This window comes from Vogesella sp. LIG4 (assembly GCF_900090205.1).
GTDB lineage: Bacteria > Pseudomonadota > Gammaproteobacteria > Burkholderiales > Chromobacteriaceae > Vogesella.
Map to the genome: position 1 here is coordinate 1,667,774 of NZ_LT607802.1, position 23,965 is coordinate 1,691,738.

The window sequence follows — 23,965 nt, forward strand, 5'->3', positions numbered from 1 at the left end:
ATGTCATTGCCGCATGTTCATGCGGCAGGCGTGCCGCTTACAGCCATTTGCCGGGGTTCATGATGCCTTGCGGGTCGATGGCGCGTTTCACGCTGCGCATCAGCGCCAGCGCCGCCGGGTCCTTGTAGCGCGCCAGCCAGTGGCCCTTGAGCTGGCCCACGCCGTGCTCGGCGGCCAGCGTGCCGCGGTGGCGGTACACATGCTGGTAGACGATGGCGTTCACCGCGTCCTCGTCGTCGAACAGCGCGGCATTGCCCGGCCGGGTGTAGCTGATGTTGTAGTGCAGGTTGCCGTCGCCGGCGTGGCCGAAGGCGATGATGCGCACGCCGGGGAAGGCCGCCTGCAGCGCCGCGTCGCAATCGGCCAGGAAGGCGGGTATTGCCGAGCTGGGCACGCCGATGTCGTGCTTGATGCTGGAGCCGTCGCGCTTCTGCGTTTCCGACATGTCCTCGCGCAGCTGCCACAGCCGCACGCGCTCCGCCTCGCTGTGCGCCAGCACGCCGTCGCAAAGGTTGGCCGCATGCGCCAGCCAGCCCTCGAACGCCGCCTGCAGCGTGGCCGGCGCACCGCTGTCCGACAGTTCCACCAGCAGCGCCCACGGTGCAAAGAACGGCACCTTACCCGGCTGGTATTTGTCCAGCAGCCGCTGGCAGGCTTCCGACATCATTTCAAAGGTGGTGAGCCGGTCGCCAAAGGCGTTCTGCAGCGCGGTAAGGGTGGCGATGGCCTGCTCGGCACTGTCCACCGCCAGCATGGCGGTGGCGCGGGCGGTGGGCTGCGGGTAGAGCTTGAGCGTGGCGGCGGTGATCAGCCCCAGCTGGCCTTCGGCTCCGATGAACAGCTGCTTCACGTCCAGGCCGCTGGTGTCCTTGCGCAGGCTGGACAGCGCATCCAGCACCGTGCCGTCCGGCAGCACCACCTCCAGCCCCAGCGCCAGCTCGCGCATGGTGCCGTAGCGCAGCACCGCCAGCCCGCCGGCATTGGTGGCCAGGTTGCCGCCGATCTGGCAGCTGCCTTCCGACGCCAGCGACAGCGGGAACAGGCAGCCGGCATCCGCCGCCGCCTGCTGCACCGCCGCCAGCGTCATGCCGGCTTCCACGGTGATGGCGCGGCCCGCCACGTCCACCGCGCGCAGCCGGTTCAGCCGCCGCAGCGCAATCACCAGCTGGCGGCCGCTGCTGTCCGGCGTGGCGGCGCCGCAGGTGGAGGTATTGCCGCCCTGCGGCACGATGGCGAGGTGCTCCGCCGCGCACAGTTTGACCAGCGCCGCCACCTCGGCAGTGCTGGCCGGCAGCGCCACCGCCAGCGGGCGGCCGTGGTAGCGGCCGCGGTAGTCGGTGACGAAGGGCGCCACTTCGTGTTCGGCGGTGAGCAGGTTGGCCGCACCGACGATGGCGGCAAGGCGGGAGACGAGATCGGTCATCGCAGGGCTTTCACAGGGAAAGAGTCAATCGGCGGCATCATCCGCCGCTTGCGGCCAGGCTTCAACCGCCGCGTCGCAGCCGTGGCCTATTGCCAGGTAGCGCCGCGCCAGGCGGCCGAATGCCGGCAGCAGCGCGGCGGGCAGCCAGTGCAGATACTGCCGTGGCGCCGTCAGCAGGCCGCAGTGGTAGCGCGCGGCATCCGCCTGCCAGATGAGGGCGGGGCAGGGGCCGTGGCGGTGGCGCAGCAACAGCCGCGACAGCGGGCAGGGCGCACTGGCGCAGCACACGCCGCAGCCGTTGCACGGCGCGCCGAAGGCCGGCTTGGCCGGGGCCGCGCGCTGCAGCCAGATGCGCTGCGTGGCGGGCATGGCTAGTCGGCGGCTTCCGCTTCCGGCTCGGCGATATCCGGCGCCATCAGCGTGTCCGGGTGTTCCCAGCCGGGCTGGGCGGCGATGCGCGCCAGCCAGGCGGCGATATGCGGCCAAGCTTGCACATCGATGCCGGCATCGGCGGCCCACCACAGGTAGGCGCTGGCGGAGACGTCGACAATGCTGAAGCCGCTGGCCAGCAGGTAGTCCTGACCGGCGAGATGGCTGTTCAGGGTGTCCAGATCGTGCTGGCAGCGCGCCGCCAGCCAGTCCAGCACCGCCGGTGGCTGTGGCTCGAACTTGCGGGCAAAGCGCAGGTTGGGCAGCGACAGGCCGATGCGGTTGGCCTCCCAGCACAGCCATTCGCGGATTGCTTGCTTGTCGCCGGGGCGGCCGGCCAGCACGCCTTCGCTTTCCGCCAGCCACTGCAGGATGGCGTCCGACTGCACCATGGCCACGCCGTCCACCACCAGCGCCGGCACTTCGCTCCAGCGGCTGGCGGCACGAAACTCCTCCGGCCGCGCCTCGCGCGCGGTGGCCAGATCGACATGGCGGTATTCATGGGATACATCGCCCAGCACCAGCGCCAGGCGCACTTTGTAGCTGTGGCCGGAGTCGCGGTTGCCGTACAGGATCAGATTGCTCATGGTGAAAGGCCGTCGGGCTGCAAAACGGCGATGATACGGGGCGCGCCGGCTGGCGGCCAACTGTCTTGTGACGGCGGCATGGGCAGGCTTGCGGCCAACGTGTACTTCGTCACACGCAGGGTGGGCAAAGGCCATGGGCCATGCCCACCGGCGGGAGTCACTGGCGGGCACGCTACGCTTTGCCCACCCTGGCCTGGCCCGGTAGCTACTTCTGCCAGTAGGTCTTCACGTTGACGAATTCGTACAGGCCGAACTCGGACAGCTCGCGGCCGTAGCCGGAGGCTTTTACCCCACCGAAGGGCAGGCGCAGGTCGGAGCTGGTGTAGCGGTTGATGAACACCGCGCCGGCTTCGATGTCGCGGCCCAGTTGCCAGGCGCGTTCGGTATCGGCGCTGAAGATGGTGGCGCCGAGGCCGAACGGGGTGTCGTTGGCCAGGCGAATGGCGTCGGCTTCGTCGCGGGCGCGCAGGATGCTGGCTACCGGGCCGAACACTTCCTCGTGGTAGACGCGGCAAGCCGGGGTAACGTCGTCCAGTACCGTGGCGGGGTAGTAGAAGCCCACGCCGTGCGGCATCACGCCGCCACTGAGCAGGCGCGCGCCGTTGTGCGCCGCGTCCAGCACCTGGGCGTGCAGCGCCTCGCGCAGGTCGGCGCGGGTGAGCGGCGCCAGCGTGGTGGCGGTATCCGCCGGGTGGCCGGGCACCAGCGCCTGCACATGCGCCATGAAGGCTTCGATGAAGGCATCGGCCACCTGCGGCACCACGATCATGCGCTTGGCGGCGTTGCAGCTCTGGCCAGCGTCGCGAAAGCGCGAGTGCGCGGCCTCGGTGGCGGCGGTTTCCACGTCGGCATCGGCCAGTACGATGAAGGGGTTGCTGCCGCCCAGCTCCAGCACCGATTTTTTCAGGTGGCGCCCGGCCATGGCCGCCACCTGGCGGCCGGTGCCGGTGGAGCCGGTGAAGGCCACCGCGTCCACGCCGCGGATGGCGTCGTCCACCGCATCGTGGTTGATCCACGCCACGTCCAGCACGTCCAGCCCGGCATCTCGCACGATGTCCAGCAGCAGCGCGGTGCTCTGCGGCACCGACGGCGCCGGTTTCACCAGGCAGGCATTGCCGGCCATCAGCGCCGGCACCGCGAAGCGCAGCACCTGCCACACCGGGTAGTTCCACGGCATGATGGCCAGTACCAGACCCAGCGGCTCGAAGGCCACGCCGCTCTTGCTGGCGCCGGTGGCGATGTCCTGCGGCGCCAGCAGGCGCGGCGCCAGTTCGGCGTAGTAGCGGATCAGCTGTACCGATTTGTCGATCTCGGCCAGGCATTCGCGCAGCAGCTTGCCCACTTCCAGCGATACCAGTTCCGCCAGCGCGTGGCGCTGCGCCGCCAGGCGGTCGGCCAGCAGCAGCATGCGCTCGGTGCGAGCCACGGTATCCAGCCGCGACCAGCGGTGCTGCGCCTGGCGCAGGCCGGTGAGCAATGGTGGCAGGCAGTCGGCATCGAGGGCGGGGCGGGTGAAGACCACTTCGCCGGAGGCAGGGTTACAGCTGGTGAAGGCGTTCATGGCAGCAGGGGTAGCAGGGCAATGACAGTCGTTAGACTGTAACAAATGCGGCCAACCCTGACCATGCTGCAAGGTTGGCCGCAAGTAGCGCGGGGCCGGCTCAGGCGTTGAGATCCAGTGGCTGCTCGCCGCTGAGGAAGTAGCGAATGGTGTCCTGCACGCTCTTGATGGCATCGCCGAACGGCAGCGGTTCGCTGCCGCGGAAGAACAGCCCCTTGCTGACTTCGCCGCGGAAGGCGGCTGCCAGCTTGAGGTCGATGCAGAACTGGCCGACCTTGGCCAGGCCGTCGCGCAGGCCGCATACCGACAGGCAGTTCAGCGCCTGGGTGCAGCGTTGCGGGTCGGCGCGGGCTGCCGCTTGCAGCTTGTCCTCGCGCTTGAGGTAGCTTTTCAGGAACGGGGTGAGGATGCCGCGCGCCGGCAGGCCGGCCACCGACATGAATTCCACGATGTCTTCCTGTTTGGCCCCGGCCAGAGTGCGTTTGAAGTCGATGTGGGCATCGCCTTCCTCGGTCACCGCGAAGGCGGTGCCGATCTGCACGCCGCTGGCGCCGTATTCGCCCAGGTAGGTCTGCACTTTTTCATGGCTGTTCACGCCACCGGCCACGATCAGCGGAATGCGTTCGCGCTCCAGCCCCAGGCCGCGGAACAGCTCGAAGGTTTCCTCCAGCACGCGCTTGAAATCGAACTTGCCGTCGCTGACGCCGGCGATGCTGGCGGCGCCCAGGTGGCCGCCGGCATGGTTGGGATGCTCGATGACGATGGCGTCCGGCAGGCGGCCCTTTTTCATCCAGCGCTTGAGCACGATGCCGATGCCGCGCGATTCGGACAGGATGGGGATCAGCGCCACCTCCGGGTGGTCGGCGGTCATCTCCGGCAGGTCCAGCGGCAGGCCGGCGCCCATCACCACCGCGTGCGCGCCGGATTCGCAGGCCTGGCGCACCAGCGCGGCGTGGTCGTCCACCGCTTTCATCACGTTCACCGCCACCAGGCCGTGGCCGTCTGCGGCTGCCAGCGCGGCGCGCACTTCGCGGTCCAGCGCGATGCGGTTCAGGCGGTTGATGGCGTCCTGGCCCTGCAGGTTGGCCGCATCGGCCAGCAGGTCGTCGTGCAGGTGGCGCAGGTCCACGCTGGCAATGGTGCCCACGCCGCCCTGGCGCGCCACCGCGCCGGCCAGGCGCTTGGCGGAAATGCCCACCCCCATGCCGCCCTGCACGATGGGCAGCAGCTGGCGATCACGGATGATCAACGGGGAAAAAGTATGCGAGATGGTCATGCCGGTTCCAGCGTCAAAAAAGCAAAGGCAGGATTGTCGGCAGGGAAGGCGCACCCGGCGTTGACCGTGGTCAAGCGGGGCCGGATGAAAAACGGGGCGCCGTGCCTGGCACGGGCGCCCCGCTGGTGTGGCGGCCTGGCGTGTTAAGCCGCCAGGCCTTTCTGCAGTCCAAGCACGATGGCGTGGATGCGGTTGTTGGCGTCCAGCTTGCGGATGATGTTGGCCGCATGGAATTTCACCGTGCGCTCGCTGATGTCGAGAATGGTGGCGATTTCCCAGTTGGTCTTGCCGTGCATCATCCAGTAGAAGATGTCGCGTTCACGGTGCGACAGCGGGTTGCTGCCGCTGCTGGGCGCCGGGCTGATGCGCTGCAGCGCGCGGTGCAGGTGCGGCAGCAGGCTGCCCAGCATGCGCAGCTCGGCGCCGGGCAGGGTGCTGTCCACGCGCAGCTGCGTCAGGTGGCCGTCGTTGTGCAGCGACAGGCAGGCAACGGTCTCGCCGTTTTCCGCACCGAAGAACTGCACCTCGCTGCCCAGGCCCACGCCCTGGCAATCCGGCCCGTGGCTGAGTAGCGGCACGGTGCCGGCACAGAAGCGGCGCGGCGTGCCCAGCCAGCCCTGGTTGGCTACCGGGCCATGATGAATCTGCAGGGTGCCGGTACCACTCTCCTCGGCCAGGCTGTCCAGGTAGCATTGCAGCTGCTGTTCAGAATCCAGTTGCGGCAAGGTGTGGAACCATTGCAGCAAGGTAGTCAACTGTGTGTGCGTCAAGCCGTTGGAGACATGGCCACAGGCAAACGGAATACCCTTTGTCACCTGGCTCTCCTCTGTATGGTTATTTTGAACAGCTATCTTAGCGAAGCAATGTGGGCGTCCCAACGGAATTTCTTCATTGCATGAGTTTTTTGCATGGATGCCATCGCAGATTATCGGGGCTCAACACAAAACAAGGCTGGCAGCGGGAACTTGTTGTTGCAAAACGGCATCACTTTGCAAACTGGCCGGAAGGCCGGTAAATCAGCAAATCTGTCCTATGTGTCATTTACGCTGCTGGCATTTATCAGCTGATCCTTAAATATCTTTAAGCAATGCTTTTTTTCACTTATATTTGACAGAGAAGTTGTAAATTGCATCCGCTTTTGTGTATGACACGTTTTCAAATGGCGTGCACAAGGCGCACTGCCTTACCTCTGTTACGAGATCAACCCTGATGGATACTTTAAAAGCCCTGATGGTCTTCATGACCACTGCCGAGAACGGCAGCTTTTCCGATGCTGCCCGCAAGCTTGGGGTGTCGCCGGCGGCCGTCAGCCAAAGCATTGCCCGCCTGGAGCAGGAACTGGAAGTGCGGCTGTTCAATCGCACCACCCGCCAGCTCACCCTTACCGAGGACGGCCGCCGCTTCTACGCGCAGTGCCGCGGCCCGGTAAACAATCTTGATTCCGCCATCCAGCAACTGAAGGCCAGCCGCGATGAACCGGCCGGCCATCTGCGCATCAGCCTGCCCAATGCCTTTGGCCGCCGCTTCATCCTGCCGCTGATGGAGGAGTTCTGCTCCCGCTTCCCGAAGATCCGCGTGTTCTTCGGCATGGACGACCACTTCAGCGACCTGATCGAGGACGGCTACGACGTGGGCGTGCGCGTGGGCATGATGCCGGACAGCCGCATGGTGGCGCGCCACCTGGCGCACATTCCGCAGTATGTAGTGGCTGCGCCGGGCTACTGGGACGAGCACGGCAAGCCGCGCAACCCGGAAGAGCTGTCGGCACACGACTGCATCAACTTCCAGTTCCCCACCTCCGGCCGCCTGTACAAGTGGGAATTCGAGCGTAGCGGCGAGCGCATTCCGCTGGAAGTGTCCGGCACCTACACCGTGAACGATGTGGATGCGGTGATCGAACTGGCGCGCCTGGGCCTGGGCGTGGCGCAGCTGCCGGCGCACGAGGTGCTGGCCGATGTGCGTGCCGGCCGGCTGGAGGCGGTGCTCACCGACTTCGTATCGATGGAACGTTCCATCTATATCTGCTTCCCGCATCGCGACCACATTGCACCGCGTACCCGCGTGTTCGTGGATTTCGTGCTGGAAAAACTGCTGGAACACCCGGATATCGTCGGCGATCTGCCCGGCGTGGACCTGTCCGCCAAGCGCGCGGCGCTGGGTGATTCGCACGAAGTGTAAGCGAGAGCAATCGCACACGCCCGGCTTGCCGGGCTTTTTTTTGTCTGCTATGTTTAACATATTAGACGTAAGGCGGCATTTATTGCATAATGATTCAACACAAGCCGCCGTGCTGCACTGCAATGTTTAAGAAATAATACGAGGAGCTGTCATGAACCAGACCATCGACCACACCGGGTCCTACTACGCGTATTCGGCCAACCCGTCGCCGGAACGCCCGGCGCTGCGTGGCAGCCTGCGTGCCGATGTCTGCGTGATCGGCGCCGGCTACACCGGTATTTCCACCGCGCTGCACCTGGCCGAAGCCGGCTTCAAGGTCGTGGTGCTGGAAGCCGCCCGCGTGGGCTGGGGCGCATCCGGCCGCAACGGCGGCCAGATCGTCAACAGCTATAGCCGCGATATCGATGTGATCGAAGCCCGCCACGGTGCCGAGGCCGCCCGCAAACTGGGTGCCATGGCCTTCGAAGGTGGCAAGATCATCCGCGAACGCATCGCAAAATACGATATCCAGTGTGATCTGAAAGACGGCAACGTATTTGCCGCCTTCACCCAGAAGCAGCTGGACGAAATGGCGGCCAAGAAGGCGCTGTGGGAGCGCTACGGCCACACCGGCCTCAAGCTGATCGACCGGGCCGGCATGAAGAACATCGTGTCCAGCGACCAGTACGCCGGCGCGCTGCTGGATACCTGGGGCGGCCACATCCACCCGCTGAACCTGGCGCTGGGCGAAGCTGCTGCCTTCGAATCGCTGGGTGGCCAGATTTTTGAACAGTCCGCCGTAGTGGACGTGGTGAAGGGCAAGCCCGCCAAGGTGAAAACCGCGCAGGGCGAGGTGGTGGCCGACACCGTGGTGGTGGCCGGCAATGCCTACCTGGGCAACCTGATTCCGCAGCTGGCGGAAAAAACCCTACCGTGCGGCACCCAGGTGGTGACTACCGAGCGCCTGGACCCGGCGCTGGCCAAGACCCTGCTGCCGGGCGACAACTGCGTGGAAGACTGCAACTTCCTGCTCGACTACTACCGCCTGACCGGCGACAACCGCCTGCTGTACGGTGGCGGCACCGTGTACGGCGCCCGCGACCCGGGCGAGATCGAGCGCCTGGTGCGCCCGAAGCTGCTGAAAACCTTCCCGCAGCTGGAAAACGTCAAGATCGAGTTCGGCTGGACCGGCAACTTCTCGCTGACTCTGTCGCGCCTGCCGCAGGTTGGCCGCGTGGACAGCAACATCTACTACTCGCAGGGCTGCAGCGGCCACGGCGTGACCTACACCCACCTGGCCGGCCGCATCATCTCCGAGGCCATTCGTGGCCAGAGCGAGCGTTTCGACGCCTTTGCCAACCTGCCGCACTACCCGTTCCCGGGTGGCCGCCTGTTCCGTGTGCCGATGCTGACCATGGGTGCCTGGTGGTACGGCATGCGCGACCGCCTGGGCGTGTAAAGCTTTGCCGCGCCAGCTGCGGCTGGCGCGCTACCGAAAGCAAGATGGCAGCACCGGGGGGCGCTGCCGACTTGTGAGTTTGACCTGCTATTGTCCATTGGGGCCGGTTCACTGCGAACCGGCCGCTTTTTTTTGTGGCGGCGAAAACGATCCGGCGGCCAGGGCGGCAGTGTGTGCTTTAAAATGACAATGGCAAATGTTAATGTCTTGAGCGGCCCGGACATGGGCCGGCCCCGCTACACACAATGCCCGCACAACACACGGAGAGGCTGAACATGAAGAAACGACTGAGCAAGATTTCGCCGCTGCAATCGGCCAAGACCCTGGCCGTGCTGTATTTCCTGATTTCCCTGCCCATGCTGCTGATCATGGTGCCGGTGATGCTGCTGGTCCCGGGCGAGCATCAGCCGGTGGGCATCATGGTGGTGGTGCTGCCGCTGCTGTACGCGGTAGGGGGCTTCATCGGCACCCTCATCGCCGCCTGGCTGTACAACCTGGCCGCCAGCTGGACTGGCGGCATCGAAATCACGGTGTCCGAACAGCGCTGATCGCCGCACGCCGTTGCGGTGAGTGACAAGTTGGCCGCATGCCCGCCGGGCGTGCGGCCAACTTGTTTATGGCCGGCAGGCTCAGAACGGCCACACCATCTTGGTCTTGGCCACTGCGATGATGTAGATCGGCATCGCCAGCGCCAGCAGCAGCACCGGCCCGCGCAGCGGCGAGCCCTGCAGCCGCTTCAGCCCCAGCGTACCCAGAATGATGTAGGCGATCAGCGCCACGATCTTGGCGGCCAGCCACGGCTGCTCCAGCGGCGACAGCCCGGCCCACACTGCCAGGGTGATGGCGGCAGCCAGCAGGCCGGTGTCCACCACGTGCGGCGCGATGCGCAGCAGCTTGCTCTGCAGCAGTGCCGGCTTCAGGTAGGACAGCGCCGCGCGCAGCGCGAACAGCGTCACCGACAGGTAGGCGAGGCCGGCGTGGGTGTGTTTCAGCGTCTGGTAATCCATGTGTTCCCCTAGAAATGATGGCGCTGGGCGCCGCCACGGATGATAGCGGCTCGGCGTGCAACGGTGGAATGCTAAACTGCCGTGTCCTGATGACTACGCCATCATCGCGCCATGCCGCTCAACTTGTATCAATCCAACCGCCTGGAAGCGCTGGGCATCCTCTACCGCCACCTGACTGACAGCCCGCTGGACGATCCGTTCGCGCCGGAAGTGGTGATGGTGCAAAGCCGCGGCATGGGGCGCTGGCTCACCTTGCAGCTGGCGCGCGCGCGCGGGCTGACGGCGAATATGGAGTTCGTGCTGCCGGCCGGCTTTGGCTGGCGGCTGATGAAAACCGTGCTGCCGGAGCTGCCGCCCAAGTCCGCCTTCGCGCCCGAGGTGCTCACCTGGCGGCTGATGGCGCTGCTGCCCACCCTGCACGGCGAGCCGTTCACCCCGCTGACGCGCTACCTGCAGGGCGGCGCGCTGGCCTGCCACGAACTGGCCGGCAAGATCGCCGACATCTACGACCAATACCTGGTGTTCCGCCCGGAGTGGATACGCGCCTGGCAGGCCGGCCAGCGGCTGGACCTGGGCGAGGATGAAGCCTGGCAGGCGGCGCTGTGGCAGCAGCTGGCCGCCAGTGTGCCCGGTCGCCACCGCGTGGCGATGCTGGACGACTTCTTTGCCGCGCTGCGCCGCGAGCACCTGCCGCAGCGGGTGTCGGTATTCGGCATCGCCACCCTGGCGCCGATGTACCTGGCGCTGCTCAAGCGCATGGCCGAGCTCACCGAGGTCAACGTGTTCCTGCTCAACCCCAGCGAAGCCTACTGGGGCGACATCATCGATGCCCGCGGCCAGCTCAAGCTGTTCGCCCACGGCGAGCAGGCCGACAGCGGCCACCCGCTGCTGGCCTCGTTGGGGCAGCAGGGGCGCGACTTCTTCGATGAAATCGCCGGCGGCATCCACGAGCCGGTATCCGCCTTCGTGGCGCCGGAGGGCAATGCACTGCTGCCGCGGCTGCAACGCGACATCCTGCAGCTGGCGGCGCCTGCGGCCAACCTTGTGCCACCGGCAGACGAGCGCTCCATCGTCTGCCACATCGCGCACAGCCCGATGCGCGAGCTGGAAGTGCTCAAGGACCAGCTGCTGGCGATGCTGGCCGCCGACCCCACGCTCACCCCGGCCGATATCGCGGTGCTGACGCCGGACATCAACAGCTACGCACCGTATATCGATGCGGTATTCGGCTACCGCGCCGACGCGCCGTCCATCCCCTACAGCATCGCCGACCGCCGCATCGCGCGCGAAGTGCCGCTGCTGGCCACCTTCGGCGCGGTGCTGGAACTGGCCGACTCGCGCTTTGCCGCCGCCGACGTGCTGGCACTGCTGGACTGCCAGCCGCTGCTGGCGCGCTTCGGCCTGCGCGACGAAGACGTGACCCTGCTCACCGACTGGGTGCGCGGCGCCGGCATCCGCTGGGGGCGCGATGCCGCCCACAAGGCGGAACTGGGGCTGCCGGACGAAGCGGCACATACCTGGCGCTGGGGGCTGGACCGCCTGCTGCTGGGCACCGTGCTGCCGGCCGGCCTCGCCGGCGACGGCATGCCACTGTTCGGCGACCTGCTGCCGGACAGCGCCGCCCAGGGCCAGGTGGCCGCGCGGCTGGCCAGCCTGGCCGCGCTGTTCGAGCAGCTGGATGGCCTGGCGCGGCTGTGGGCGCAGCCGGCATCCATCGCCGACTGGGCCGAGCGCCTGCGCAACGCCGCCGCGCAGCTGTTCCAGGTGGACGAAGACGGCGAGGCGGCGCTGCAGCTACTGCACCAGATTGCCGACGAACTGGCCGCCGATGCCGCGTTGGCCGGTTTCGACGGCAGCGTGCCGCTGCCGGTGGTGCGCGACGCAGTGCTGCGCCAGCTGGAAATGTCCTCCAGCGGCGGCTTCCTCACCGGCGGCCTCACCTTCTGCGCCATGGTGCCGATGCGCTCCATCCCGTTCCGCGTACTGTGCCTGGTGGGCATGAACGACGGCGCCTACCCGCGCGACGAGCGCCCGGTGAGCTTCGACCTGGTGGCGCGGCACCCGAAAAAGGGCGACCGCTCGCGCCGCTTCGACGACCGCTACCTGTTCCTGGAAGCCATCCTCTCCGCCCGCGACACCCTGTACCTGAGCTGGGTTGGCCGCAGCGTGCGCAGCGACGAGCCGTTGCCGCCATCGCCGCTGGTGGCCGAGCTGCTGGATACGCTGGCGGCGATGCGCGGCGGCGACATCTCCACCGCCATCACCACCCGCCACCCGCTGCAGCCGTTCTCGCGCCGCTACTACGACGGCACGCTGCCCAGCTACGAGCCACTGTGGGCCGACGCACTGCTGCAGCCGCCGGCCACGCCGCAGCCGTTTGCTGCCGAGCTGGATGCCCCGCCACCGCCGGTGGTGCACATCGCCGACTTCTTGCGCTTCTGGCAGAACCCGGTGCGCGCCTGGCTGGCGGACAGGCTGGGGCTGAAGCTGGAGCGACTGGCCGACGAACTGCCGGGGCGCGAGCCATTCAGCATCGAGCGCGACAGTCGTGGCGAAGTGCGCGACACCCTGGTGCAGGCCATGCTGGCCGGCAAACCGCTGCGCGTGGCCGAGGCGCGGCTGCAGGGCCAGGGGCTGCTGCCGGATGCCGCGCTGGGCGACGCCTGCCTGACGCAGGAACGCGCCGCCAGCGCCCGCTTCGCCAGCCGCCTGCCGCAGAGCCTGCTGTCCGCGCCGCTGCCGCCGCAGCCGGTGCGGCTGGACATCGGCGGCGTCACCCTGCTGGGCGAGCTGGCCGGCCTGCGCCCGGAAGGGCTGCAGCGCGTGGTGCCGCGCAAGGCCTACGCCACCGAAATCATCCGCCTGTGGCTGGAGCACCTGATCAGGTTGGCCGCAGCGGTGCCCGGCGTGGCGGCGGACAGCCGGCTGTATGCCGACGACGGCGTGCACGGCTTTGGCGCGGCGGACGGGGAGGGCATGCCGCTGGAGGCGCCCGCGCTGCTGGCGGCCTGGCTGGCGCGCTATCTGCAGGGCCAGCGCCAGCCGCTGCCGCTGTTCGCCCGCACCTCGCTGGCCTATGCCCGCGCCAAGCCGGGCGAGGAAATGAAGAAAGCGCAGGCGGAGTGGGACCCGGATTTCGTCGGCGACTACAGCGCGCCGCAAAGCCAGGATGCGGCCAACTTGCTGGCCTTCCGCCACCTGGAGCCACTGTCCGACCCGCTGTTCACCCAGCTGGCGGAAACGCTGCTGCGGCCGCTGGTGGCCGCTCTTGAAAGCCATAACGACTGATATGCATCCCCTGGACGCCCTCAACTGCCCGCTCGCGGGCGTGAATCTGATCGAAGCCTCGGCCGGTACCGGCAAGACCTGGACCATCGCCGCGCTGTACACCCGGCTGCTGCTGGAGGACGCGCCGGATGGCTCGCCGCCGCCGTCGCTGGACAAGCTGCTGGTGGTTACCTACACCAAGGCTGCTACCGCCGAGCTGCGCGAGCGCTTGCGGCGGCGGCTGGTGGAACTGGCGCTGGTACTGGACGGCGGGCAGACCGACGACGGCTTCCTGCGCGCGCTGGCCGACAGGTTGGCCGCAGGCGATCCGGCGCTGACGCGCGAGCGGCTGCGCGCCGCCATCAACGGCTTCGACGCTGCCGCCATCTACACCATCCACGGCTTCTGCCAGCGCGTGCTCACCGATGCGGCGTTCGACAGCGGCCAGACCTTTGCCGCCACGCTGGAGGTGGACAAGCAGGCCGACCTGCAGCAGCTGGCGGATGACTTCTGGCGCCAGCACATCGTGGGCCAGCCGCAGTTGGCGCAGGTGCTGGCCGAAAACGGCGACACCCCGGACGCCTGGCTGGCCGAGGTGCGGCCCTATCTGTCCAAGCCCTATTTGCAGTTGCCGGCGCTGGACAGCGGCGAGCTGCTGGCGCTGCGCGATGCCGCCGCCGCGGCCTGGGCGCCGTTGCAGGCGGACAGCACGGCGCTGGCCGACGGCGGCGAGCTGCTGCTGGCCGCGCAGGGGCTGAAGCAGACCAGCTACAAACCGGCGCAGTGCCAGCGCTACCTGCGCCTGCTGCAGCTGCTGGTGGCCGATGCCAGCCTGCCGCAGCTGTCGTCCAGCCAGGCCAAGGACCTGGGGCGGCTCGGCCAGAGCCAGCTCGACGCCGGCGCCAGCAAGGGCGCCACCGCGCCGCAGCACCGGCTGTACCGGCTGGTGGAAGACTGGCTGATGGCGTGGGAGCGCTACGCTGCCGCGCTGGATCGCCACCTTGCCGGCCTCAAGCTGCAGCTGATCCAGTGGATAGACCGCCACGCGGTAGAGCAGCGCCGCGCCAGCCGCAGCCGTGGCTTTGATGACCTGCTCACCGATCTGGCCGCGGCGCTGGACGATGCCGAACACGGCCCAAGGTTGGCCGCACGCATCGCCGGCGATTTCGCCATCGCGCTGATCGACGAATTCCAGGATACCGACCCGCTGCAGTACCGCATCTTCCGCCGTGCCTTTGTGCAGCAGGGGAGGCCGGTGTTCATGGTGGGCGACCCCAAGCAGGCCATCTACAGCTTTCGCGGCGCCGACATCTTTGCCTACCTGAGTGCGCGCGACGACGCGCCGGCCGAGCGCCAGTACACGCTGGACACCAACCGCCGCTCGCAGCAGCCGCTGGTGGACGCGGTGAACCGGCTGTTCGCGCGGCCACAGCCCTTCCTGCTGGACGGCATCGGCTACCACCCGGTGGCGGCGGCGCCGGCTGGCGGCAGCCGGCTGCTGCTGGACGACGGCGATGCCGCCTTCAACCTGCTCACCTTTCCTGCCAGCGACAACCCCAAGGGCATCAACAAGGGCGATGCCACCGCCTACGCCGCCGAGGCCACCGCGCACGAGATTGCGCGGCTGCTGGCGCTGGCGCGCGACGGCAGGGCGCAGCTGGAGAAGGGCGGCCAGGCACGGCCGCTGGCCGGCGGCGACATGGCGGTGCTGGTGGCCACCCACCGCCAGGGCGACGCGGTGCGCGCGGCACTGGGCGCCCGTGGCGTGCAGGCGGTGGCGCTGACGCAGGAAAGCGTGTTTGCCAGCGCCGAGGCCGGCGAGCTGCTGGTGCTGCTGCGCGCCTGGGCCGAGCCGGCGGCGGAGGGCCGGCTCAAGGTGCTGTGCGCCAGCGAGCTGGTGGGGCTGAATGCCGCCCAACTGCTGGCGCTGACCGAGGACGAGGCGGCGTGGGAAGTGCGGCTTGCGGCCAACCAGCAGGATCACAAACAGTGGCAGCAACGCGGCTTCATGTCCGCCTGGCGCGGCTTCATGGCGCGCGAGCAGCTGGCGGCGCGGCTGCTGCCGCTGCCGGACGGCGAGCGCCGGCTCACCAACCTCGGCCACCTGGCCGAGCTGCTGCAGCAGGAAAGCGAGCGCGTGGCCGGCATTGCGCCGCTGCTGGCGTGGTTCGAAGGCCAGGTGGCCAGCCCGCCGGCCGGCGAGGAGGCGTTGCTGCGGCTGGAAAGCGATGCAGAGCTGGTGAAGATCGTCACCATCCATACTTCCAAGGGCCTACAGTACCCGCTGGTGTTCTGCCCCTTCTTGTGGGACGGCGCGCTGGAGCGCCGCGACACCACCTTCTGGCGCTACCGCGACGGCGACTCCTCCTGGCTGGCGCCGCAGGCGCTGGTGAGCGACGAGGCGCGGCAGGCGGCGCGCAGTGAAATGCTGGCCGAGAAACTGCGCCTGCTGTACGTGGCGCTGACCCGCGCCGAGCACCGCCAGTACCTGCTGTGGGGCCATGTGCAGAAGATGCAGACCGCGGCGCTGTCCTGGCTGCTGCACGGCGGCGCAGCGGCGGATCTGGCCGCGCTGGAGCAGGGCGAGCTGTCCGATGCTGCCATCCATGCCGACCTGGCGGCGTTCGCTGCCGGCATTGCCGGCGCGGCGGCCTGCCGCGAAGTGGATGTGGCGCTCAACCCGCTGCCTGCCTTGCAGCAGGCGGGCTTCCAGCCGCAGCTGGCGCGTGTAGAGCGCCCGCTGTACACGCCGTGGCGCATCAGCAGCTTCACCCACCTGACCAGCCACCTGCACGGCAGCGCGCCGTTGCCGGCGGCAGCGGAGGCGCCGGACCACGACCACGGCCCGCTGCAGGAACCGGATGCCGAGCTGGCGCGGGACCGTTTCAGCTTCCCGCGCGGCGCCCGCGCCGGTACCTGCCTGCACGATATGTTCGAGCGCGTGGACTTCACCCGGCCGGAAGGTTGGCCGCAAGCGGTGGCCGAGGCGCTGCAGAAGCACGGCTTCGACCCGCTGTGGCAGGACGCGGCATTGGCGATGCTGGCCAGCAGCATCAACAGCGAGATCGCCCCCGGCGTGCGGCTGGCGGACATTCCGCCGGCGCGGCGGCGGGTGGAGATGGAGTTCACCCTGCCGGCCGATGGCCTGAACCTGCCGGCCCTCAAGCGCATCCTCGCCGACCCGGCTAACGGCCTGGCCGAGCCGCTGCGCGCTGCCGCCGCCACGCTCAGCTTCGAGCGGGTGCAGGGCTATCTGAAAGGCTTCATCGACCTGGCCTTCATCGCCGGCGACGCGCTGTGGCTGGTGGATTACAAGTCCAACCACCTGGGCGACGGCTACGCGGCCTATGGCCAGCCGGCGCTGGCCGCCTCCATCGCCCGCGAACACTACTACCTGCAATACCTGATCTACAGCGTGGCGCTGCGCCGCTACCTGGCGCAGCGCGCACCGCAGCTGCGCCTGGGCGGCGTGCGCTACCTCTACCTGCGCGGGGTGGACGGCAGCGGCAAGGGCGTGTGGTGCGATGCGCCGTCCGATGCGCTGCTGGATGCGCTGGACGGGCTGTTCCGCGCCGGGTAGGGCATTTCGTCGCCCGGATGCGCTGCGCGTATCCGGGCTGCGCTACACGGGCATCAATTCGTGCTGCTGATATTTTCGTGCTGCAGGAATTGCAGCAGGGGCGGCACGTCGCTGAAGGCGTCCTCATGCCTGCCGAAGGCCGCGTTCATGTGAACCTGTACGTTTTGTGCCCACTCGCTCAGCCGGGCAACGAAGGCCACGCGCCTGGGGTCCTGGCCGATGAAGTCCTTGTACCAGCCGCTGGCGCCCCAGATCGGTTCCGCGTCGCGTGGCAGGCCAAAGTATTCGGGGTTGACCTCTATCTTGTAGCTCAGTCGGCGCCCCTTGCTGGCATAGCGGGTAAATTCGGCTTTGAGCACAGTCGGGGGAAGCTGGATGTGTTTTGCCCGCAACCAGACCAGGTATTGCTGAAACTGGCCGGTGGGCGAGCTGAAAAATCGCACGTTATGGTTGATGGTGGCGCAGTTGACGTTGCTGAAGTCGCCGCCCAGCGACTGCTTCCACAAGTAGTCGTTCCGCTTGCAGGGCTCGTCGGTCCAGTTGTCGTACGATGAGTTGGTACCCAGGTTGGCCGACATATCGACGGTTGCCACCAGTGTGTGGTTGGCAACCACGATCAGGTAGGCGCGACCGGAAGGTATGAAGTTGGGGGACGAGCCCCAACTGCCTTTGAACAGCCCCAGCAACTGGGTGTCGCCGACGGGCAGCAAGGGGTAGCCGCCAAGGCTCGCATCAGCGGGAATCGGCTTGAACGGAACCAGCTCGGCCGAGTTGTCGCTATCAAACAGTTCGTATGCGCTGGCCATGGTGGCGCAGGCAGCGAGACAACATCCAACAAGCAGGCTGCTGATTTTCATGGTTATCCATCTTTGCGGGTTGCGTGGGGAGGCCCTGCGGGGCAGCGCTGTAGGGGATGCACTGTAGCTGGCAGCCTATATCCGCCAGGCACGCATCAGCCGGTTTTGTAGAGACTTGCTTGATCGATGACAAGCGATTGTATCTGCCGTGTGGTTTTATGTCGTACCGCTGGGCAGGCAGGGGGGGGGCTTCACACCGCCACCACCGTCTGCCGCCACACTGCGTCCCGTTCTACAATCACGTCATCATTGCCGCCAGCCTCATGCGGCCAACCTAATACCGGGAAGACCACCATGTTCGAATCCGCCGAGCTGGGCCACGTTATCGACAAGAGCACCTACAAGGCCGAGGAGGCTGCGCTGCGCGAGGCACTGCTGGATGCGCAGTACGAATTGAAGCAGCGTGCCGACTGCCCGGTGCTGATCCTGATCCACGGCATGGACGGCGCCGGCCGCGGCGAGACGCTGAACCAGATCAACGAATGGCTGGACCCGCGGCTGATTCACACCGCCGCCTTCGACAAGCCCAATGACGACGCGCGCGAGCGGCCGTGGATGTGGCGCTACTGGCGTGAGCTGCCGCAGAAGGGCCGCATCGGCATGTTCTTTGGCAGCTACTACTCCGACGCCATGTTCGAGCGCGTGGATGGCGGCAGCCGCGACGGGCTGGACCGCAAGCTGTTCGACATCCTGCGCCTGGAGCGCATGCTCACCAACGATGGCGTGCTGGTGCTCAAGTTCTGGCTGCACCTGACACGCGATGCGCAGAAAAAACGCTTCAAGGCGCTGGAGAAGGACCCAGCCACCGCCTGGCGCGTGCGCGAGGCGGACTGGAAGCACTTCGAGCAGTACGACCGCATCAAGAAGGCGGCCGAGCACATCATGCGCCTCACCAACACCTCCAATTCGCCGTGGCTGGTGGTGAACGGCGAGGACGCCAACTACCGCAGCCTTACCGTTGGCCGCGCGCTGCTGTCGGCGCTGAAGCAACGGCTGGAGATGGACCACAACTGGCAGCCGCGCTCGGATGCGGCGCCGATCACCCCGCCGCTGGACAACAAGCTGCTGCTGGAATCGCTGCCGCTAGACCAGCAGCTGTCCAAGAACGACTACCTGCAGCAGCTGGAAGCGCTGCAGGGGCGGCTGAACAAGCTCACCCGCCACCCGAAGTTTGCCGAGCATTCGCTGGTGCTGGTGTTCGAAGGCAACGACGCGGCGGGCAAGGGTGGGGCGATTCGCCGCATCACCCAGGCGCTGGATGCGCGGCGCTACCGCGTGGTGCCCATCGCCGCCCCCACCGAGGAGGAGCGTGCGCAGCCGTGGCTGTGGCGCTTCTGGCGCCACGTGCCGGGCAAGGGCAAGGTCACCATCTTCGACCGCTCCTGGTACGGCCGCGTGCTGGTGGAGCGGGTGGAAGGCTTTGCCGCCACGCCGGACTGGATGCGTGGCTATTACGAGATCAACGACTACGAGCACCAGCTGCACGAGAACGGCGCCGTGGTGCTCAAGTTCTGGCTGGCGATCAGCGCCGAGGAACAGCTGACGCGTTTCAAGGCGCGCGAGGATACCGGCTTCAAGCGCTTCAAGATCACCGACGAAGACTGGCGCAACCGCGACAAGTGGGACGACTACAAGCTGGCGGTGTGCGACATGATAGACCGCACCAGCACCACCGCCGTGCCGTGGACGCTGGTGCCGGCCAACAACAAGTACTACGCGCGCATCAAGGTGCTGACCACGGTGTGCGAGGCGCTGGAAGCACGGCTGGGTAACTGATGGAAAACAGCAGCATCGAAAACCTGCTGCCGGCGCAGTTGGCCGGCCTGTTCGCCCGCCTCGACCCCACGCACGGCCCGGCGCTGCAGCCGCTGCTGCAGCGGCTGGTGAACGCGCAGGGTGCCGGCCACGTCTGCCTCTCCGGCCTGTCCGGCGACGACTACGCGCTGCTGCGCCGCACGCCGCTGGCCGGCAAGCCGGGCGATTACACCCCGCTGATCGTCGATGCCGCCGGGCGGCTGTACTTCGCCCGACAGTGGCGCGACGAGGAACAACTGGCCGCCGCGCTGGCGGCGCTGAGCCGCGACCCGCAGCCGCTGCCGGCCAGCGATGAACACATCGACGCGCTGCTGGATGCGCTGTTCGGCCCGCCGGCGGCGCCGGACTGGCAAAGGTTGGCCGCAAGGCTGGCGCTGCAGCGGCGCTTTCTGACCATCTCCGGCGGCCCCGGCACCGGCAAGACCACCACCGTGGTGCGGCTGCTGGCGGCGCTGGCGGCGCTGTCGCCACGGCCGCTGGTGATGGCGATGTCCGCCCCCACCGGCAAGGCGGCGGCGCGGCTTACCGAATCGGTGCGCGCCGCGCGCGACGCGCTGCCGGTGGCCGACACGGTGCGAGCCCAGCTGCCGGACAAGGCGCAGACCCTGCACCGGCTGATCGGCCTGGTGCCGGGCAGCGCCCGCCCGCGCCACCATGCGGCCAACCCGCTGCCGCTGGACGTGCTGGTGGTGGACGAAGCCTCGATGGTGGATCTCACGCTGATGGCGCAGACACTGGCGGCACTGCCGGCGCATGCGCGGCTGATCCTGCTGGGCGACAAGGACCAGCTGGCCTCGGTGGATGCCGGCGCGGTGCTGGGCGACATCTGCAGCCGCCAGGCCTGGCACGGCGACACCGCCGCCGCGCTGCAGGCAGCCGGCTTTACCCTGCCGGGGCAGGTGGACGACCGCGCGCTGCTGGCCGACAGCGTGGTGGTGCTGGCGAAAAGCCACCGCTTTGGCGAGCACTCCGGCATCGGCCGCCTGGCGCGGGCGGTGAATGCGGCCAACCTTGTGGAGGTAGAGCAGCTGCTGAGCGATGGTGCCGCGGACGACGTGGCGCAGCTGGCGGCGTTGCCGGACGGGGCCGGCCTCATGGCGCAACGCGCCGGCTACTGGCAGGCGCTGGATGCCGGTGCGGAAGCGGCGGCGCTGTTCGCGGCGTTTGGCGAATTCATGCTGCTGGCGGCGGAGCGCCATACCGTGGCGGCCATCAACACCGCCATCGAACAGCAGCTGGAACGGCAGGGCCGCAAGCAGCCGGGCAGCGACTGGTACCCGGGGCGGCCGGTCATGGTGACGCGCAACGACTACAGCATCGGCCTGTTCAACGGCGACATCGGCATTACCGTGCAGCAGGGCGAACGGTTGCGGGTGCTGTTCCCTACCCCGGACGGCGACTGGCGCGAAGTGGCGCCGGCGCGGCTGCCGGAGCACGACACGGTGTACGCGATGACGGTGCACAAATCGCAGGGCTCGGAATTCGGCACCGTGTGGCTGGCGCTGCCGCTGGCGCCCAGCGCGGCGCTGACGCGGGCGCTGGTGTACACCGCCATCACCCGCGCGCGGCAGCGCTTCGTGCTGGCCGGCAGCCCGGCGGTGCTGGCCGCCGGCGTGGAATATGCGCCACCCCGCCAGAGCGGCCTTGCCGAGCGGCTGTGGGGGTAACCCGACCACATCCGTAGGGAGGGTTGGCCGCAGGCCATACCCGCGCGAGCTGGCAGCTGGCTGGGCGCGGGTATGAACCGCTGGTTCAACCCGCCCTACGCATCCATCTATCCCCGCCAGTGGCGCCGGTAGCCGCAGGGGCACACGTAGGGTGGGCAAAGGCCACTGGCCGTGCCCACCACCGCGATGGCTCTGGTGGGCACGCTGCGCTTTGCCCACCCTACGAATCTACAGCGCCAGCAGATCCGGTATCCGTGGCAGCAAATCGGTCACACCCACGTCCACGCCGGCCTGGCTCAGCAGGGTGGTGGCCTGGCCGCGGTGGTGGGTCTGGTGGTTGAAGACGTGCAGCAGCACGCTGCCGAACGGCCGCTGTGCGGCCACGCCTTTCATATTGTGGTAAGTCAGCGGCTGGGCCAGGTCGTCTTCGCTCACCTCGACCAGCAGCGCGCTGATGATGGCATCCAGTTCGCTGCGGCGCGCCTGCATGGCGGCGAAGTCGGCGTACAGCGGCTGGTCCAGCTGTTGTGGCATTGCGGTGTCGGCCAGTGGCGCCAGCGCCTTGAAACGGGCTGGGTGGGCGGCGAAGCGCTTCAGCCACACGGTATCGGCCACCAGCAGGTGGTTGAGCGTGCCTTGCAGCGAGCCGAAGAAGGCGCCGCGCGCAGCGTTAAGCTCGTCCGCCGGCAGCGTGGCGGCGGCGTGGTACAGCTTGTCGTTCATCCACTGGTTGTAATCGGCCAGCAGGCGCAGGTGGTAGAGCAGGGACATGGCTTACTCCAGGGCCGCTCGAAAAACGCCCGCTTTCGATGCGATACGGCGTGACTCAGGAAATACGCCTTGTCGCGCCTGGCAATCGGGCTTTTCGAGGCACCCTCCGGGTTGGCCGCAAGGCGGCGGGGGTCAATCAAGCAGCTTATCCAGCTGCGTCTCGTTGTACACGGTAATGCCATGCGCGCTCAGCAGCGCGGCGGTGACGCCTTGGCCCTCCACCAGCTGGCCGTCGAAGCGGCCGCTGTAGTGCTGCAGATTGCCGCAGGACGGGCTGTTGGCCTTCAGCAGCGCCAGCCGGCAGTGCTGTTCCTGCGCCAGTTGCAGCGCCAGCTGCGCGCCGGCGATAAATTCGGCGCTGACATCGCCGCCGGCCGCGGTGCGCACCGTGGCGGCCTGGCGCAGCACGGCATGGCCGTCGCCACCGGCCAGTTCCGCCGGCGGGCGCGGCGTGGGCAGGCCTCCGGCCACTTCCGGGCAGATGACGACCAAACGATAGCGTGCGGCCAACGTTTCGCGCAGTGTGACCGGCAGGCCCTTGCTGTGGCCGTCGTAGCGAACCGGCTGGCCCAGCAGGCAGGCGCTGACCAGCAGGGTGGGGCGTTGGTTCATGCTTGCTCCTTGCTATTCAATACTTGTGCCATTACCGCCACGCCGTGGCGGATGGCCGCTTCGTCCACGCCGGCATAGCCCAGCACGAAGCCACGCTGCTGCGGCGCGGCCAGGTAGTGGCGGCTCAGCGGCCGCAGCCATACCTGCTGCCGCGCGGCGGCGGCGGACAGCGCGTCCTCGTCGCAATCCGGCGGCAGTGTGGCCACCAGGTGCAGGCCGGCCTCACCGGGCGACAGCGCCAGGTGCTCGGCGCCGCTGGCGGCCAGCGCGCTGCGCAGGCAGTGCTGGCGCTCGCGGTACAGCTCGCGCATGCGCCGCACGTGGCGTGCGAACAGCCCGCTGCTGAAGAATTCGGCCAGCGCGGCCTGCACCGGCAGCGGCCCTTCGCGATACAGCCGCGCATTGCAGCCGCGGAACGGGTCGATCAGCGCATCCGGCACCACCAGGTAGCCCACGCGCAGGCCGGGGTACATCACCTTGGCCAGGGTGCCGACGTAGATCACCCGCTCGTCCTGCGCCAGGCCCTGCAGCGCCGGCTGCGGCTGGCTCACGTAGCGGAATTCGCTGTCGTAGTCGTCCTCGATGATCCAGGCGCCGTGCTGCTGCGCGGCGGCCAGCAGCGCGAGCCGGCGCGGCAGGCTCATCACCACGCCGCTGGGGTACTGGTGCGAGGGCGTGGTGTAGATCAGCTTTGGCGGGCGCGCATCGGCCACCAGCGCCGGGTTCAGGCCGTCGTGGTCCACCGGCGCCGGCACCAGCTGCAGCGCCGCGCCGCGCATGGCGGCATGGGCGCCGACGTAGCCCGGCTCCTCCACCCAGGCCACGTCGCCGGGGTCGGCCAGCAGCCGTGCGGCCAACTCCAGCGCCTGCTGCGCGCCCTGGGTGACGATGATCTGCTCCGGCCGGCAGCGCACGCCGCGCGACAGTTGCAGGTAGTCGGCCAGCGCCTCGCGCAGCGCCGGCAGGCCGCCGCCTGCGCAGTAGCACAGGTCTTCCGCGGTGGCGCGGCGCTGCTGCCGCGACAGCAGCTGCTGCCAGGCATGGTGCGGAAACTGGCGGATCTCCGGCACGCCGGGCGCGAAGGCGCCGAACAGCCCCACCGGCAGGCCGCTGGTGGCGAACAGTTCATGGCCGCGCTGCGACAGCCCCAGCGGCTGGCCGCGCGCCGGGGCGGGTTGCTCCGGTGCCGGCGGGGCGAACAGCCGGGTGACGTAGCTGCCGCTGCCGGCGCGGGTGGCGATATAGCCTTCCGCCTGCAGCTGCTCGTAGGCGTCCAGCACCGTGTTGCGGCCCAGGCCCAGGCTGCGCGCCAGGTCGCGGCTGGCCGGCAGGCGGCTGTCGCCGGCCAGGCGGCCGCTGCCTATCCATTGCCGCAGCAGGCGTGCCAGCTGCCGCGACAGCCCTTCCTTGCCGTCGCGCGCCAGCGCTGCCTGCAGCGCATCGATGATCCACAGTTCCTGCTTGCGGCTGTCCGGCAAAGTGGTTCCCTTTCGTGCT

19 protein-coding genes are annotated in these 23,965 nt (G+C 68.2%); 8 read left to right on the top strand and 11 right to left on the bottom strand.

All coding sequences use genetic code 11. The annotated features are described in order from the left end of the window. Positions 1–37: 37 nt before the first annotated feature. The 6 genes from PSELUDRAFT_RS07840 to PSELUDRAFT_RS19995 all read right to left on the bottom strand — a co-directional run bounded on the left by PSELUDRAFT_RS07840 (position 38) and on the right by PSELUDRAFT_RS19995 (position 6,091). Positions 38–1,423 carry an FAD-binding oxidoreductase gene (locus PSELUDRAFT_RS07840; RefSeq protein ID WP_088966320.1) on the bottom strand — a complete coding sequence of 462 codons (1,386 nt, stop codon included), beginning with the start codon at positions 1,421–1,423 and terminating at the stop codon, positions 38–40. A gap of 24 nt (positions 1,424–1,447) precedes the next feature. Then, complete coding sequence (locus tag PSELUDRAFT_RS07845; RefSeq protein ID WP_088966321.1) at positions 1,448–1,792, bottom strand: hypothetical protein; 345 nt, start codon at positions 1,790–1,792, stop codon at positions 1,448–1,450. A 2-nt stretch (positions 1,793–1,794) separates the two neighbouring features. Then, complete coding sequence (locus PSELUDRAFT_RS07850; protein WP_088966322.1) at positions 1,795–2,439, bottom strand: glutathione S-transferase family protein; 645 nt, start codon at positions 2,437–2,439, stop codon at positions 1,795–1,797. Positions 2,440–2,644: 205 nt separating this feature from the next. Next, positions 2,645–4,000, bottom strand: a complete 1,356-nt coding sequence (locus tag PSELUDRAFT_RS07855) for an aldehyde dehydrogenase family protein (protein ID WP_088966323.1) — start codon at positions 3,998–4,000, stop codon at positions 2,645–2,647. A 100-nt stretch (positions 4,001–4,100) separates the two neighbouring features. After that, on the bottom strand, positions 4,101–5,276 hold the full coding sequence (locus PSELUDRAFT_RS07860) for an NAD(P)H-dependent flavin oxidoreductase (protein WP_369800091.1): 1,176 nt from the start codon (positions 5,274–5,276) through the stop codon (positions 4,101–4,103). A 143-nt stretch (positions 5,277–5,419) separates the two neighbouring features. After that, positions 5,420–6,091 carry a helix-turn-helix transcriptional regulator gene (locus tag PSELUDRAFT_RS19995; RefSeq protein ID WP_197693951.1) on the bottom strand — a complete coding sequence of 224 codons (672 nt, stop codon included), beginning with the start codon at positions 6,089–6,091 and terminating at the stop codon, positions 5,420–5,422. 93 nt (positions 6,092–6,184) lie between these two features. Between PSELUDRAFT_RS19995 and PSELUDRAFT_RS19330 the strand changes: the two genes are divergently transcribed. The 4 genes from PSELUDRAFT_RS19330 (at position 6,185) to PSELUDRAFT_RS07880 (ending at position 9,440) form a co-directional block, all read left to right on the top strand. Then, positions 6,185–6,343: a hypothetical protein gene (locus PSELUDRAFT_RS19330; protein WP_157725061.1), complete on the top strand. Its 159-nt coding sequence runs from the start codon at positions 6,185–6,187 to the stop codon at positions 6,341–6,343. Between the two features lie 142 nt (positions 6,344–6,485). Next, positions 6,486–7,454, top strand: a complete 969-nt coding sequence (locus PSELUDRAFT_RS07870; protein WP_088966324.1) for a LysR family transcriptional regulator — start codon at positions 6,486–6,488, stop codon at positions 7,452–7,454. Positions 7,455–7,605: 151 nt separating this feature from the next. Continuing rightward, positions 7,606–8,892 carry an FAD-binding oxidoreductase gene (locus PSELUDRAFT_RS07875; protein WP_088966325.1) on the top strand — a complete coding sequence of 429 codons (1,287 nt, stop codon included), beginning with the start codon at positions 7,606–7,608 and terminating at the stop codon, positions 8,890–8,892. A 275-nt stretch (positions 8,893–9,167) separates the two neighbouring features. Further along, positions 9,168–9,440 (top strand): hypothetical protein, encoded by a 273-nt coding sequence (locus PSELUDRAFT_RS07880; RefSeq protein WP_088966326.1) that lies wholly within the window; start codon positions 9,168–9,170, stop codon positions 9,438–9,440. A gap of 81 nt (positions 9,441–9,521) precedes the next feature. Here PSELUDRAFT_RS07880 and PSELUDRAFT_RS07885 read toward each other — a convergent pair whose 3' ends face one another. Continuing rightward, the gene (locus PSELUDRAFT_RS07885) at positions 9,522–9,899 is read right to left on the bottom strand and encodes a SirB2 family protein (protein WP_088966327.1); all 378 of its coding nucleotides are present in this window, start codon (positions 9,897–9,899) and stop codon (positions 9,522–9,524) included. Positions 9,900–10,010: 111 nt separating this feature from the next. Between PSELUDRAFT_RS07885 and recC the strand changes: the two genes are divergently transcribed. Together recC and recB are read left to right on the top strand one after the other, a co-directional pair. Further along, positions 10,011–13,187 (top strand): exodeoxyribonuclease V subunit gamma, encoded by a 3,177-nt coding sequence (gene recC, locus PSELUDRAFT_RS07890; protein WP_088966328.1) that lies wholly within the window; start codon positions 10,011–10,013, stop codon positions 13,185–13,187. A gap of 1 nt (position 13,188) precedes the next feature. Then, entirely contained in the window at positions 13,189–16,746 is a 3,558-nt protein-coding gene (gene recB, locus PSELUDRAFT_RS07895) for an exodeoxyribonuclease V subunit beta (protein WP_088966329.1), read from the top strand. 53 nt (positions 16,747–16,799) lie between these two features. Here recB and PSELUDRAFT_RS07900 read toward each other — a convergent pair whose 3' ends face one another. Beyond that, positions 16,800–17,603 carry a hypothetical protein gene (locus PSELUDRAFT_RS07900; protein ID WP_157725062.1) on the bottom strand — a complete coding sequence of 268 codons (804 nt, stop codon included), beginning with the start codon at positions 17,601–17,603 and terminating at the stop codon, positions 16,800–16,802. 294 nt (positions 17,604–17,897) lie between these two features. Here PSELUDRAFT_RS07900 and pap point away from each other — a divergent pair, with 294 nt between their 5' ends. After that, the gene (gene pap, locus PSELUDRAFT_RS07905; protein ID WP_088966331.1) at positions 17,898–19,379 is read left to right on the top strand and encodes a polyphosphate:AMP phosphotransferase; all 1,482 of its coding nucleotides are present in this window, start codon (positions 17,898–17,900) and stop codon (positions 19,377–19,379) included. Further along, entirely contained in the window at positions 19,379–21,085 is a 1,707-nt protein-coding gene (recD, locus tag PSELUDRAFT_RS07910; RefSeq protein ID WP_088966332.1) for an exodeoxyribonuclease V subunit alpha, read from the top strand. Before pap ends, recD begins: the two co-directional genes overlap by 1 nt. A 228-nt stretch (positions 21,086–21,313) precedes the next feature. On the opposite strand, the gene PSELUDRAFT_RS07915 is transcribed toward recD, so the two are convergent. From PSELUDRAFT_RS07915 to PSELUDRAFT_RS07925, 3 genes are all read right to left on the bottom strand, one after another. Beyond that, positions 21,314–21,856, bottom strand: coding sequence for a DinB family protein (locus PSELUDRAFT_RS07915; protein ID WP_088966333.1), 543 nt, complete (start codon positions 21,854–21,856; stop codon positions 21,314–21,316). Between the two features lie 132 nt (positions 21,857–21,988). Further along, a complete protein-coding gene (locus tag PSELUDRAFT_RS07920; protein WP_088966334.1) occupies positions 21,989–22,468 on the bottom strand; it encodes a DUF523 domain-containing protein in 480 nt (159 codons plus the stop codon). After that, the gene (locus PSELUDRAFT_RS07925; protein WP_179947575.1) at positions 22,465–23,946 is read right to left on the bottom strand and encodes a PLP-dependent aminotransferase family protein; all 1,482 of its coding nucleotides are present in this window, start codon (positions 23,944–23,946) and stop codon (positions 22,465–22,467) included. The genes PSELUDRAFT_RS07920 and PSELUDRAFT_RS07925 overlap by 4 nt, the downstream gene beginning before the upstream one ends. Positions 23,947–23,965 lie beyond the last annotated feature (19 nt).

Coding starts and splice junctions, on each gene's coding strand:
- PSELUDRAFT_RS07885 (WP_088966327.1), bottom strand. CDS start 9,899: ATGGATTACCAGACGCTGAAACACACCCACGCCGGCCTCGCCTACCTG.
- PSELUDRAFT_RS07840 (WP_088966320.1), bottom strand. CDS start 1,423: ATGACCGATCTCGTCTCCCGCCTTGCCGCCATCGTCGGTGCGGCCAAC.
- recD (WP_088966332.1), top strand. CDS start 19,379: ATGGAAAACAGCAGCATCGAAAACCTGCTGCCGGCGCAGTTGGCCGGC.
- PSELUDRAFT_RS07900 (WP_157725062.1), bottom strand. CDS start 17,603: ATGAAAATCAGCAGCCTGCTTGTTGGATGTTGTCTCGCTGCCTGCGCC.
- PSELUDRAFT_RS07870 (WP_088966324.1), top strand. CDS start 6,486: ATGGATACTTTAAAAGCCCTGATGGTCTTCATGACCACTGCCGAGAAC.
- PSELUDRAFT_RS07860 (WP_369800091.1), bottom strand. CDS start 5,276: ATGACCATCTCGCATACTTTTTCCCCGTTGATCATCCGTGATCGCCAG.
- pap (WP_088966331.1), top strand. CDS start 17,898: ATGTTCGAATCCGCCGAGCTGGGCCACGTTATCGACAAGAGCACCTAC.
- recC (WP_088966328.1), top strand. CDS start 10,011: ATGCCGCTCAACTTGTATCAATCCAACCGCCTGGAAGCGCTGGGCATC.
- PSELUDRAFT_RS07875 (WP_088966325.1), top strand. CDS start 7,606: ATGAACCAGACCATCGACCACACCGGGTCCTACTACGCGTATTCGGCC.
- PSELUDRAFT_RS07850 (WP_088966322.1), bottom strand. CDS start 2,439: ATGAGCAATCTGATCCTGTACGGCAACCGCGACTCCGGCCACAGCTAC.
- PSELUDRAFT_RS07915 (WP_088966333.1), bottom strand. CDS start 21,856: ATGTCCCTGCTCTACCACCTGCGCCTGCTGGCCGATTACAACCAGTGG.
- recB (WP_088966329.1), top strand. CDS start 13,189: ATGCATCCCCTGGACGCCCTCAACTGCCCGCTCGCGGGCGTGAATCTG.
- PSELUDRAFT_RS07855 (WP_088966323.1), bottom strand. CDS start 4,000: ATGAACGCCTTCACCAGCTGTAACCCTGCCTCCGGCGAAGTGGTCTTC.
- PSELUDRAFT_RS07845 (WP_088966321.1), bottom strand. CDS start 1,792: ATGCCCGCCACGCAGCGCATCTGGCTGCAGCGCGCGGCCCCGGCCAAG.
- PSELUDRAFT_RS07880 (WP_088966326.1), top strand. CDS start 9,168: ATGAAGAAACGACTGAGCAAGATTTCGCCGCTGCAATCGGCCAAGACC.
- PSELUDRAFT_RS19330 (WP_157725061.1), top strand. CDS start 6,185: ATGGATGCCATCGCAGATTATCGGGGCTCAACACAAAACAAGGCTGGC.
- PSELUDRAFT_RS07920 (WP_088966334.1), bottom strand. CDS start 22,468: ATGAACCAACGCCCCACCCTGCTGGTCAGCGCCTGCCTGCTGGGCCAG.